A 12518-nucleotide genomic window follows, 5' to 3' on the forward strand; every position below is an offset into this window, starting at 1 on the left:
GCGTGTCGGGGGCGCTGTATTCGAACGTGTCTTTGCGCTGCAGTGTGCGCAGCGTGGCCGCGATCGCATCGCGATCTAGCGCGACCCGCGGATGCTGCGCGTAGTCGAACATCTTCTGCGCCGCATCGATGATCGGCCGGTAGCCGGTGCAGCGGCACAGATTGCCGGACAGCGCGGCGTCGATTTCGTCACGGGTCGGCAGGCCGGCGCTGGCGGGCTGGTTTTCGTAGAGCGCCCACATCGACATCACGAAGCCGGGCGTGCAGAAGCCGCATTGCGAACCGTGACAGTCGACCAGCGCCTGCTGCACCGGATGCAGCGCGCCGTTCGCGGCGCGCAGGTCTTCGACGGTGAAGAGGGCGCGGCCGTCGAGCGTCGGCAGGAACTGGATGCAGGCGTTGACCGCCTTCAGCGTGAGCTCGCCGCGCGCGTCGAGTTCGCGGATCACGACTGTGCACGCGCCGCAGTCGCCCTCCGCGCAGCCTTCCTTGGTGCCGGTGCAGCGTAAGTCCTCGCGCAGGTGCTGCAGCACGGTGCGCGTCGCCGGAACGCCCGCGACCTCGCGGACGGACCCCTGGTGATAGAAGCGGATGGTTTGCGTTGTCATGGCGAATCGGAAGACAGTGCGGACCGGGCGCGCGTTACGCAGGGTCTGCACGGTTGTTCACCCGGGCCGCAGTCTTGACGCACATATTTGATGCCCGCCAGTTTTGGGAATGTCGGCTCTGGCTGCCGGCTCGCTCCCAAGCTGATCGGTGTTGAGTGCGCGGCACGGGGCTAGAACAAAGCACGTGGCTGAAGAACCGCTTGGCGGCGCCTTAGTCCCGCCGTTTCTGCCGCAGGTAGTCGAGTTCGGCCCCTGTTCATCAACGGCACGCCGTCGCAGGTAAGCTCACGGCACAACGACACAAATAGCTCGTCCAGATGCCGTGGTGCTGGATGTGCGGCGAGCTGCCTTTACCCACCGTTCAAAGCTTGCGCTAAATTTGTCGCGCCAGTGTCGAATTGCTCAAGGTCGCGCAGACTCAGCTGAACCCGGTGGTGCCCAACGCACGGCACAACTGATGGCATCGTGGGGAAGCGGTCGCCACGATAAAGCGATCAGGTAACTGCATTGCCTGATGCTACCGGACTCAGTCAGCAACGTGACAATGCTCTTTGTCGCGATTGCGCAGCGACCGGGCTGTTCCAAGCCTGTCTCGAAGCACCTTCCGGACCATGTGGGGGCCTAAACGCTCGGAACCGCAGAGCATAGGCATAATGACGCATTGGCCCGCAGTTGCGTCGCGCACTTGTGTCGGCTATCGAACAATGACGTGGTGTTCCTTACAAGTCGCGCATGTTTAGACATCCGCACGGAACCGGCGACTGCGATCGAGCGAATTCGTAGGTTCAGTCGCATTGGCGAGGTCGGGTAGAATCGCTCGAATCGGAACGTACGACACACACGATGGCAAAGACGAAGACGACGCGCAAGGCGTGCCCGGCGGTCTCGGCAAAGTGCTCAAGCGGCTGCATCATCCGCTGGACGTGATCCTGCTTTGCGTGCGCTGGCACGTGGCGTACTCGCTGAGCCTGCGCAACGTCGAAGAGATGATGGCCGAACACGGACTCGAGGTTCCTCATTTGAGCGCGCATCTGGATTATCAGGTTCGCGTGTCGGCAAAATGCCGCCCGCCGCGTGAATGGATCCCACCAAGTTGGACGGTAAGTTTCTAGGCCGCCAGAAGCTGAGTCCTGTATTGCACGGGACTCAGCCCATTGAGTTTGAGCTTGATGCGCTCGTGGTTATAGTAGTGAATGTATCGCCGCAGTCCGGCCTGCAGCTGTTTGATACTGTCGAATCGGGTCAGGCGGAAGAACTCGGATTTTAGCGTGCCAAAGAAGCTTTCCATTGCGGCATTATCCAGGCAGTTTCCTCTGCGCGACATGCTTTGCCGTAGCCGATTCGCGCTAAGCATTCGCCGCCAGGCAGACATCTGGTACTGCCAGCCCTATCTGAATGTAACAACGGCTTGTCCCGGGTACCCAACTGCGGGACGGCCTTCTTCAGCATGTTGCTGACCAGCTCGAAGCATGGCCGCCGAGCCGTCTGCCACGCCACGATTTCACCGTTGTACAGGTCCATCACAGGCGACAGGTAAAGCTTCTCGCCGTTGACATTAAATTCCGTCACGTCGGTTACCCATTTCTGATCAGGCCTGCGTGCCTCGAACTCGCGATTTAGCAGGGTCGGTGCAACGCGTCCAACTTCGCCGCGCCAGGAGCGGTAGCGCTTTGGGCGCACCAGTGATTTCAGCTGCAATTCACCCATCAGCCGCTGCACGGTCTTGTGATTGACGATCCGACCGGCGTTCCGGATAGCTGCATAATCAGGGCTGACACGTACAGCTTCCGAGGAGGTGTGTCATGAATCAGCGCGTTACATCCGCCGTGGCCAGAATGGGTATCGACATTGGTAAATCGGCATTCCACGTAGTCGGTCTCGACGCCGCTGGTAAGCCGGCTTTCAGGGGCGCTTCACGCGTGAGCGCCTCATTGAATTCCTGACGCGCGCGTCCCCGACCATCGTTGGAATGGAGGCTTGCCCCGGCAGTAACTGGCTAGCAAGGAAAGCCGCCGCTGCAGGACATGAGGTCCGCATTGTTCCTGCACAGTTCGTCAAGCCATTCGTCAAGTCGAACAAGACTGATCTAGTCGACGCAGAAGCCATTGCTGAAGCGATTTCGCGTCCCACCATGCGATTCGCGCTGCTAAAGACCGACCCACAGCTCGACTTACAGGCGCTGGACCGGGTGCGGCAACGGCTCGTCTGCAACAAGACCTCCGTCATCAATCAGACGCGTACGTTTCTCCTCGAATACGGCCTTACGCTTCCCGCTGGAGCGGCTTACTTTATCCGCGACATGCCGTCGGATCTCTCAGACGACCAGAATGGACTGACGCCAGCAATGCACAGTTTGCTCGAACAAGTTGTGGCAGGAATACCGTGCCATTCAGGCGCGCCTGCTTCTGATTCGGCGCCAGATCGAATCTATTGCGAGCGCCGACGATGCAGTCACGCGATTGACACTTGCGCCTGGCATCGGCCAGTTGACAGCGACGGCAATTACCGCGTTTGCGGGCACCGGAACGCAATTCAAGTCCGGTCGCCATCTCGCGGCATGGCTGGGGCTCGTGCCCCGGGAATTCTCCACAGGCGGCAAACAGCGCCTATTTGGTATCAGCAACGTGGAAACTCATATTTGCGCAAGCTGCTGCTGCATGGTGCTCGCACCTGTGTTCTGCATCTGGATCGAACCAAAGATCATCTCGGTGTCTGGCTGAATCAGATGGAGGCGAAAGGAATACACCGCAACAAGCTTATCGTGGCGCTGGCCAACAAACTTGCGCGCATTGCGTGGGCTGTCCTCACACGACACGGCTCTCTGTATCTGCGACAACCGCAACAGCAATAGGAGACTTTGCGCCCCCTTCCAAGTTTGCTTGCCCGCACCTGATGACGAAACAGCGCAACGGCGCTCGGTAAACCCAGCTCAAAAAAACCGGCCTTTGAGGCCGACGAAGCTTATTGGGAACCGGGCGTGCATATCCCATCATGGCCTTGCCGTCAAAAGCGGCTGACTCGCGAGAGGCCGGATACATTTACGCAAACTGCTTCGTTTGAAAGTGCCTGCTCGCAAAGCCGGGGCGGACCATACATTTTTTCGGTACGCCACCTCCGCGCGCAGATACACGAGCTCCTTGAGTAGTTCTTCGCGTGATCGCGCATCGGTAGGTTTCTCTTCAACAGGCAGGTCAGGCCGGGTCTCGGGCATTTTTTTGTACGCCCTCGTCGGCGGGGCATCAGAGCATCTATACCGCCCTCATCATACAGGCGGGCCCATTGCGAGACCCTGGCGGGATCGCGGATATCGTACAGAGCAGTGACTTCGCGCAGGGAAAGCCCGTCACGCGACATGCGCCTGAGCACCTTCAGCCTGAAGTGAACGCCGTATTGGCTGCGCTTAGGGCAAAGAGCTGCGTCGCCGTGCAAACGATAGGCATCAACCCAGCGGCGAAGCATCGAGTAGTCGATCCCGTGGCGGGCTGCCAGTACTGGCAGCCCAATTCCCCCGCGCAAATACGTTTTAATTAACTTCAGTTTGAACCGCTTATCGTGCTTCGCCATGAAAAACACCCAAAAGGTTGGATCCGTGTCCAACTTTTGGGGTGCAGTTCAGGGTGCGGGCCTCCATCTGTAACTGTTGTGCACGCGCCAGTCGATTAAGAGTCGCTAAAGCAACTTGGACATCAAGCCATGGACACCAGATCTTGCCCATCATTCCTCGAGATTGCGCAGGCCAAACGAATAAACCACATACCAGCGTACGCACAGCAGGATCGTCCAGCGGATAGTGCAGTCGCTTGAGAACCTTGCCGATGCCCGGCGGCAAAGCCTTGCGCGGTGTTTTCGTCCCATGCCGTTCGTCATTCACGATCGAAAACCAATCTTACTCCGATCGCGTTAGTGCGACAAATCCTCGACAGAGCCTCATTTCGCCACCAGGCGGTGAACAGCAGGTTGATGTCGCTTAATATTGTTCGATGTACGACAAGGTTGAGACATTTGCGACAGGCGATTCCACCGATTAGTCGTATTATCTCGCTTTCCGTCTGGCGCGGCTATTGCTCGTCAGTTGCAGACGTCCAACTCACTGGGAGTTGAGGATGCGAGTATGCAGTTTTTCGATTTGAGAATTGTTGCTCTGCTCTCAAATTCCAGCGCCATAAGACGGACGTGGGACGACGTTTTGCGCGTGCCAATGTAAGGGGCTGGGGGTGTTTCGGTTCGTCGTGACGTTTCAATGTTTTCTTAGACTTCCAGGAGCAGACGAATGGGTGAACAGGGCGTGGTATTACCCCTCAATGAAGATCAAGTCTGGCAGATTCACTCGATGACCGGGCAGCACGTGGCTTCTATGAGAGTTGTCGCTGATTTTCGGGGAGTGCAGCGTAGTCAGGGACTGCACGGCGTGCAGAGACCGCAGGGGTTCCAACGTGTGCAGGGCTTCGGGCACCAGGCCTTCCGGGGTGCGCACTGAGCGAGCGCTAAAACGTTGATTAATTTAGCGACACGCAGTCGGCGGCAAGGTCGCTACGTGTGGAGTACTCTGCACAATGGGAAGTGCAAATGCCGCCCAACCAGGAAATGTTCATTCGACCATGAGGACATGAGAATGAGTAATGATATGGCTATTAGCATCGATGGAATGCAAGGCAACGATTCCTCGTCTGAGTCCGCGCAAGCAAAACAAGCGAAGGCGTTTCTGGCTCAGCACGGCGTCCAGATCACCGACAAAGTCGCTGCCCCCCTTCGTAGTAAGCCGTTTGGAGGCGGTGGCAAGCTGCGGCAGTCCGTGCTCATTCATATCGATGTCTGAGTGAAAATCGATACTTCGTTTCAATCTCACGCGCAGCGTCTTTCCATCGGTACGCGCATTCGATCGCCTGCGAACTCGAACCGGTAAAGCGCAGGCTAAACCATGAGGAATGAAAAAATGACCAATGACGTGATCGTCGATCTCGAAAAGGCCCAACTGGCAGCCAAATCGTTAAAAGCGAATCCGCCGTCCGCTTCTGCGATTTCGGTCGACCCCAAGGCCTATCTGGCGCAATGTGGAATCCAAATCAGCGACAAGGTCGAAGCAATGATTCGTTCGAAACCCGTCGCGGTCGCGAGCAAGCCGCGGCACGCCGCGATTATCCATATCGACGTCTAATCGAATAGCAGGAGCGGTACGGGGCAGTTTTCGAGCGCCGCTTGTTAGTCGAGGCTCTCGCCGATTCGCAACGAACTCGTCCATTGAACCAACGAAATTGCACCGGTCTAAAGTTGCATGCGCAAAATCAAATTCAGTGAAGGCGAGCGCGAAGAGCTGATGTCGATGCAGCGCAGCCTCACGATGGCCCTCGGCCTGGTGAGGCGTGCGCGGTTGATCTCGCCTGCGCGACGTGATTGTGCGTGGTTTATTCGATGGTACTAAGGAGTCTCGACAGAAAAGCTCATGAGATACACCCGTCAATACACCAAGCGGGTGATCCCGTTGAAATGGAAGTATTGTAATCCATCGCGGCGAATCCGAGTCAATTCGGCTGGTTCAGTGGACTAGTTTCGTATATCCGCGAGAACGCCGATGAAGAACGATCCAGTCGCCCTTGTCATCAATGTCACATTGCGCTGTCCATTGAACTGCGCTCACTGCTGCTACTCGTCGGATATGGCAAAAAGAGGGCACTTGTCGCTCGATGATGTCAAAGCCGCGATTTCACAGGCTGCGGCCGCATACATTTTCGACGCGGTTCATTTCGTCGGCGGCGATCCGCTCCTTCATCCGGAGCTCGTTCGTGAGGCAATCGAGCACGCGGCCGGGCTAGGCCTGCGCACGGGCATCACCACGAGCGCGTTTTGGGCCAAATCCCGTGAGCGCGCGCAGGATGTGGTGTCAACGCTCAAGGCGGTGGGCCTCTCGGAGGTAACGCTCTCGTACGACGATGCCCATGCGCAATTCGTGAAGATCTCACACATCGCTAACGCCGTCTCGGCAGCGATCGACACAGGGGTGAAAGCGAGAATTGCCGTGGTGATTGAGCCCGATTCAAAGATCACAGCCGAGTCGTTGCGCACTGCCCTAGCGCTTGACGATAGCGTTCAAATCTACGAAACGGCGATCAATTCGACGGGACGCGCCGCCGACATCGAGGCCGACCGGGCCGAACTGCGCAAGCGCTGGGAGTATGCCTATCGTGGACCGTGCACGTCGGTTCTCCGCAATTTTCAGGTCAACCCCGAAGGAAACGTGTATCCGTGCTGCGGTGTACTGCCTCATAGCGAAAGCATGGTCGTAGGGCACATTCGAGAGGGCGGCCTGAATCGCGCGATATGGCAAGCCGATGACGATGCGCTCCTTCAATGGATCGGCAGCGAGGGCCCCGTGGAAGTGCTCGTCCAGACAACCGCGGACGATCCGGTCCCGCTCGAACGGGAAGACTTCGACGGCGTATGCACGGCATGCGACCGCCTGTACTCGTCGATCCATTTGCTCTCGCAAGCCCGAGCGTTCGCCGAGCGGCGAGACAAACCGGTCAAACTCACGACGCGGCGTCGTCGAATAGCCACGGCGCGGGGATAACGATGGACGTCTTGCTATTATCGGCGCCGGTCGTGTCGGTAGTGCGCCCCTCCGCTGCGCTGGGCTTGCTGCAGGCGACTCTGAGACGCGCGGGCCTGAGTGCGTCGTCGCTCTACCTGAACCTCACATTCGCGCAGTGGATAGGACTCGATTTGAATGAGTGTCTTGCCGGCGGATTACCCAGTCACTTGCTGATCGGCGATTGGTTCTTCGCCGAAGCGCTCCGTACGGACCGGATTCGCCCTGTGGATCAAACGTACGAGCGTGAACGCCATAGTGCGCTCGACAAAGCAGGTATCGGCGATCTCGACGCACTGCGTGACCAATACGCGCAGGCCTTCGTGCGTTTCGCGGCAGAGAAAATCATGGCGTCTCGGCCGCGCGTAGTGGGATTCACAACGATGTTCGAGCAGACGGCCGCTTCGCTCGCGATCGCCGCTGCCGTCAAGGCTTCGAGTCCGGACACCGTCGTCTGCTTCGGCGGAGCGAATTGTCATGGTCCAATGGGCACCGTGCTCCGCGAGCATTTCCCGCAAATCGACTACGTTTTCACCGGCGAGGCGGATCAAACGTTCGCACCGTTTGTCAAGGAACTTCTGCAACGAAACGCCGCTCGGCACGGCGCCGAATTTTCGCTCGCGCCGCGCAATGGCGTCGTCGCCACCAGTCCGACTCGGGATTTAGACGAACTGCCCGTTCCGGATTACAGCGATTACTTTGCCCAACTATCCGAGTTGGAGGAGCACTATAGGGTGCGCCCATCCATCCCGTTCGAATCGTCGAGAGGTTGCTGGTGGGGGCAAAAGCATCATTGCACCTTTTGCGGGTTGAACGGCGAGGGCATGACTTTCCGCGAGAAATCACCGAGCCGCTTACTCGACGAACTCGAAACGCTCGTTGTGCGGCATGCAATAGCGCGCATGGCAGCAACCGACAATATATTAAGCCCCAAGCATGTTGCGAATGTCCTCGAACCGATGGTAGGGGAGCATCGCGGGCTCAACTTGTTTTACGAGATTAAGTCCAACTTCGACGAAGAAAAGCTGAGGACCTTGGCACGCTCCGGAGTGACGTGGGTTCAACCGGGCATCGAGAACCTCTCGGATCCGATTCTCCGGCTGATGAGAAAAGGCGTGGATCGTTTGCTGAACGTCCGCTTGCTCAGAAATTGCCGCGAACTCGGCTTGGGCGTGATCTGGTCGATTCTGTACGGATTTCCGGAGGAGCCTTCCGAGGAATACGATGCCGCAGCCGAAATCGTACCGTTGCTCGAGCACTTGCAGCCCCCGGTCGCGTGCGGCCGCATCCGTCTCGATCGATTCAGCCCGAACTATGAACAAGCGGAGATGATCGGTTTTCGTTCGGTCCGTCCGTTCAGGTCCTATGCTGAGATCTATGAGATTCCCGATGAAGCGCTTTCGAACCTCGCTTATTTCTTCGACGGCGAGGCCCCCTCGTCTGCCACGGAGCTGGATTTGGAAAAGCTGCGCACGGCTGTCAAGCGTTGGCGTGCGCGCTGGTTCGACGAGCCCGAGCCGCCTGTGTTGCGTGCGTTCCCGATAGACGGTGGCTACTTGATCGAAGATTCCCGCAGCGTAGCCTGCGAACCGTTTTATATTGCCAACGAAGCTGAAGTAGCCGTGCTCGATTTATGCCGCTCGCCTCGCGTCGACAAAGACCTCGAAAAATTGGCGGCTCGTCTGTCGAACGACGCGGTCGAGTCCGCGTTGGCATCGCTGCGTTCCCGAGGATACTTGCTGCAGCATGGGCGGCGCTCGCTGTCTCTACCCGCGATGGCCGGAAAGGAAGAGGTCGATGAGCAAGCACGCGCGGATTTTCCGTTCGGCTATCTCGCGTAGTGTTGCTTAGCGCCTGTCCATAGGAGGCCGACAATGACCGTGGAAGTAAGACCGCTGGGCGACAAATGCAACATCCAATGCAAGTACTGCTATCAGCAGGCCGCTCGCGAGAGCCAAACACGCAAACCTCAGTATGACGTCGACGCCGTCATCGGCAAGCTCGAAGAAATCGGCGTGCCGTTCAGTCTTTTCGGCGGCGAGGTCATGCTGACCAAGCGCTCCGATCTGCGACGCCTGCTCGAGTTCGGCTACGATCGTCACGGAACCGTCGGCATGCAGACGAACGGCACCTTGGTACGAGAAGCCGATCTCGCGCTTTTTTCCTCCTACTCGGTAAACGTCGGAGTATCGATCGACGGCCCCGGAGAAATGAACGATGAGCGCTGGGCCGGCACGTTGATCTCGACGCGGCGGGCGACGGCGATGACGGAGGCCGTCATCGAGCGGCTCTGCCGCGATGGTACGCCCCCGAGGGTCATCGTTACCTTGCATCGGCTCAACGCGGTGGGCGAACGGCTGACGCGGCTTTGCAAGTGGCTGCAGTTTCTTGATCGGCTGGGGGGCGAACGCGTGCGATTGCATTTGCTCGAACGAGACAACGCGGAACAGACCGCACACTTGCAAATGACTGTCGAAGAACAGTTGATTGCCATGCGGACGCTACGTGAACTGGAAGCATCGCTCGCGTCGATTCGTTTCGATGTCTTCAAGGAAATCGAGGCAATGTTGAGAGGCCACGATTCGGCCGCGGCGTGCGTATTCCATGCTTGCGACGCCTACTCGACGCGCGCGGTCATTGGTGTGGAAGGCGACGGCACACCTTCCAATTGTGGACGAACGAACAAGGAAGGGATCGCCTATCTGCCGGCACGGCGTCGAGGCTTCGAACGGCAATTGGCGCTGTATGAAACGGCACGATCGGACGGCGGCTGCGCAGGCTGCCGCTTCTTCTTGATGTGCAAAGGCAATTGTCCCGGCACCGCGATCCTTGGGGACTGGCGCTTGCGATCGAGCGACTGCGCCGTCTGGTACGGATTGTTCGAAGATGCCGAGCGCGGGTTGGCGGCCGGCGGGAGGCCACCCCTGAGCGTTTCAGCGAGTCGAATACGCCTCGAATCAATGATGATCGACGCATGGTCCGTCGGGGAGGAGCCTTTGCTCGAAGATTTGCTGGACGATATGCGCGACGAGGCGCCTCGATCATGAATGCATCCGCGATATCGCTGAACTGGCCGAGGCTGCTTGTTCCGCAAACGGAAATGGCTATGGATACGCATAGGCACCTGTCGGCCCACGCGCGGGCGCGTGTCAATTTCACAAGCCAAGAGGCGCAAGCCCGATGGGACGCCAGTTTCCAACGCTCCGCGCAAGCGACGCTGTCGACCGAGCTCGAAGCCGTTCGGCGCGGGATCGTGGGGGCGACGCTCGTCTGGGCGCCATTTGCGTCGCTGCAGGCCGTACTCGACCATGCGAAGCACGCGGACTTATCGGTATCGGTGCGCGAAACCGCACCGGACGCTCTACTGCACGTCCCGGTGATGCAGGACGGCACAGAATGCGACGCTCGCGAATTCGCTGTTTACTGTCTCCTGATCGAAGCAAATCGGAAAGATGGCCCACAGGAAACATCGCTCGATTCCATGTCTCCTTCACTATTGCTCGACCGGGGATTCCCAGCCTGTTGCGCGCAAGCGTGGTCGCAGGCACTGAACGCCGGCTGGCGCGATGCGATCGCGAAGACACTGGCGGAAAATGGACCAATATCCCCGCTGGCAGCACTGGCCACGCTAGGAATAGGACCACTGCGTCACGTGCCTTGCAGCCCCACCTGTACTGCGTCGAGCCACGCCGTATCGCACTTCTCCGATTTGGCAAAGGAAATCGGATTTGCGGGAGAGGCTTCGCTTTGGGAAACATGGAGCGACATGCCAACGCGCGCTACCGTCCGCTCGGGCATCGTCGAAGTCACGACACCCGAATGGCGCTTCGCTTACCGCGCACCGGGGCGAGTTGCACGGCAGGCGGTGGCCTTGGCCGGCCCCCGTAGGCGGTGGTATGCCTCGCCCGCGATCGCACAGTCCATACAGGGATGCTGCGACGGGCAATTCGCCGATGAATTTGCAAGGAGATCTCGTTGGAGCACGGTGGTTTGGGAACAATCATCGTTGCTTGCGCGAACCTCCGGCCCCGTTGTCCACCTCGATTGCGGAGAGGGTTTACTCCTTGAACTCGCCGCACTTATGCGGCCCTCGCGTGAGATAGCGGGAATCGACCCATCGCCCGCCCTCGTGTCGAACGCGCGCGAGCGACTGGGCAACAGCGCCGCGCTCGCGATAGGGGACTGGATCACGAAACACGGCGCGCTGGTGCAATTTCGGGCACGGGCAGGGATGGTTCTGCTGGACCCTGAACGCCTGGCCGATACCTCGATCGAAAACCGGCAAGAGCTGTTTGCAGGGTTAGCCGCCATGCGAGCGGATGCCATCGTTATAGTCGCAACGGATCGCGCGCTCGCTCGTTTTCGCGATATCGACCACCTTGCTGCGGCCGCGGGACTCGGGGTCGATGCTGGGCATGCTCGGCGGGTTTCAGCAAGGGTCGTGGGATTCATATAGGCGGTAGCCGCTCCTCAGGCGGTGAGCGCTATGGGCGTTGAATGATCACCGCGGCAATTTCTGCTCTCCCGTTCGCGCGCGAGGCTTTCCGCGATCCCGGGCAACTGATCGGCGATCCGAAGCATATCGCCACGCTTCCAGGCGTTCATTGTCTTCGTCAGAATCGCAACTAACCGTCCATGCTCGCAACATGTTTCTCCATGAGCTCTTTCTTCATGCCTTCAGACGAGCACCGAGGCATCAAAGCACAGAAATATGAATGGCGCGCTCCCTTGAGTTTTGCCTTGGCATGCACGAGGCGCGATCGCCGCAGAAATCGTCGGGCTCCAAAGAGTCGCCATAAATGCGCAGGCATGTCACGCGGATTGTTGAATGCGTCAATATTGGAAACATCGACCGGCCGATGGCGCCGGGAGGCCTTCGGTTTTTGGTGGCAAGCAGCGTGCCGTACAGCGGGCGCGACTACCTGAGCGGATCTAGAAATAGATGCACGGGGAGAATTTCAAGGTGGGTAGCGCGAGTTTCTGCCCGTGGATTGCATGCTTTTCCTGTAGTCGACGAAACGGCAAACTACCATGTCTGGCGACAATTACTTCTGCCGGTAGCGACAACTAGATTTGCCGGTTTCCGGCGGCCGAGCTGTTGAGGTTTGGTGCGCCGTTATCATGCGGCTCCTTGCGGAGCCGGCATGAAAAAAGACGGAGAAATCAAATTGTTGCGAGAAGAACGGCAGAAAGGGGTGAGCCAGAAGCTGGCTGCGGCGCGTACGGGGATGAGCGAGCGCACGGCCCGGAAATACGAGCGTGCTGGCCAGTTACCCAGTCAGATGAAGAAGTCTCGCACGCATCGAACGCGGGAGAATCCGTTCAGCC

At 58.7% G+C, this 12518-nt stretch carries 11 protein-coding genes and 4 pseudogenes; 10 read left to right on the plus strand and 5 right to left on the minus strand.

The window, feature by feature from the left end; translation table 11 throughout:
• Positions 1 to 607: 2Fe-2S iron-sulfur cluster-binding protein (locus tag GCT19_RS39145; protein ID WP_193727515.1), on the minus strand; the 607-nt coding region annotated here is incomplete at its 3' end.
• 43 nt (positions 608 to 650) lie between these two features.
• Positions 651 to 1071, minus strand: a pseudogene (locus GCT19_RS45150) (DDE-type integrase/transposase/recombinase); the annotation flags it as partial.
• 379 nt (positions 1072 to 1450) lie between these two features.
• Between GCT19_RS45150 and GCT19_RS39150 the strand changes: the two are divergent.
• Positions 1451 to 1638, plus strand: a pseudogene (locus GCT19_RS39150) (IS6 family transposase); the annotation flags it as partial.
• Positions 1639 to 1715: 77 nt separating this feature from the next.
• Here GCT19_RS39150 and GCT19_RS39155 read toward each other — a convergent pair.
• Positions 1716 to 2368: pseudogene (locus GCT19_RS39155) on the minus strand (IS3 family transposase); the annotation flags it as partial.
• A 169-nt stretch (positions 2369 to 2537) separates the two neighbouring features.
• Here GCT19_RS39155 and GCT19_RS44980 point away from each other — a divergent pair.
• Positions 2538 to 2852 (plus strand): annotated as a pseudogene (locus tag GCT19_RS44980) (IS110 family transposase); the annotation flags it as partial.
• A gap of 121 nt (positions 2853 to 2973) precedes the next feature.
• Complete coding sequence (locus GCT19_RS44010) at positions 2974 to 3327, plus strand: transposase (protein WP_026228929.1); 354 nt, start codon at positions 2974 to 2976, stop codon at positions 3325 to 3327.
• Between the two features lie 283 nt (positions 3328 to 3610).
• Here the strand turns inward: GCT19_RS44010 and GCT19_RS39165 are convergent, their stop codons facing one another.
• Together GCT19_RS39165 and GCT19_RS44705 are read right to left on the minus strand one after the other, a co-directional pair.
• Positions 3611 to 4171, minus strand: a complete 561-nt coding sequence (locus tag GCT19_RS39165) for a helix-turn-helix domain-containing protein (RefSeq protein ID WP_084598407.1) — start codon at positions 4169 to 4171, stop codon at positions 3611 to 3613.
• Positions 4155 to 4478, minus strand: a complete 324-nt coding sequence (locus GCT19_RS44705; protein ID WP_176137994.1) for a hypothetical protein — start codon at positions 4476 to 4478, stop codon at positions 4155 to 4157. Before GCT19_RS44705 ends, GCT19_RS39165 begins: the two co-directional genes overlap by 17 nt.
• Before the next feature lie 741 nt (positions 4479 to 5219).
• Between GCT19_RS44705 and GCT19_RS39175 the strand changes: the two genes are divergently transcribed.
• The 7 genes from GCT19_RS39175 to GCT19_RS39205 form a co-directional block, all read left to right on the plus strand.
• Entirely contained in the window at positions 5220 to 5423 is a 204-nt protein-coding gene (locus tag GCT19_RS39175) for a hypothetical protein (protein ID WP_152854895.1), read from the plus strand.
• Between the two features lie 117 nt (positions 5424 to 5540).
• A complete protein-coding gene (locus tag GCT19_RS39180) occupies positions 5541 to 5762 on the plus strand; it encodes a hypothetical protein (RefSeq protein WP_018436596.1) in 222 nt (73 codons plus the stop codon).
• A gap of 414 nt (positions 5763 to 6176) precedes the next feature.
• Positions 6177 to 7172, plus strand: coding sequence for a radical SAM/SPASM domain-containing protein (locus GCT19_RS39185; protein ID WP_051106776.1), 996 nt, complete (start codon positions 6177 to 6179; stop codon positions 7170 to 7172).
• A gap of 2 nt (positions 7173 to 7174) precedes the next feature.
• Complete coding sequence (locus tag GCT19_RS39190) at positions 7175 to 9031, plus strand: RiPP maturation radical SAM C-methyltransferase (RefSeq protein WP_018436599.1); 1857 nt, start codon at positions 7175 to 7177, stop codon at positions 9029 to 9031.
• A gap of 33 nt (positions 9032 to 9064) precedes the next feature.
• Positions 9065 to 10237, plus strand: a complete 1173-nt coding sequence (locus GCT19_RS39195) for a radical SAM protein (protein ID WP_018436600.1) — start codon at positions 9065 to 9067, stop codon at positions 10235 to 10237.
• The gene (locus GCT19_RS39200; protein ID WP_152854897.1) at positions 10234 to 11646 is read left to right on the plus strand and encodes a hypothetical protein; all 1413 of its coding nucleotides are present in this window, start codon (positions 10234 to 10236) and stop codon (positions 11644 to 11646) included. The genes GCT19_RS39195 and GCT19_RS39200 overlap by 4 nt, the downstream gene beginning before the upstream one ends.
• Before the next feature lie 688 nt (positions 11647 to 12334).
• A partial coding sequence (locus GCT19_RS39205; RefSeq protein ID WP_152854831.1) for a MerR family DNA-binding transcriptional regulator occupies positions 12335 to 12518 on the plus strand: 184 nt, incomplete at its 3' end.

The sequence above is a fragment of the Paraburkholderia atlantica genome (assembly GCF_009362785.1).
Taxonomy (GTDB): Bacteria; Pseudomonadota; Gammaproteobacteria; order Burkholderiales; family Burkholderiaceae; genus Paraburkholderia; species Paraburkholderia atlantica.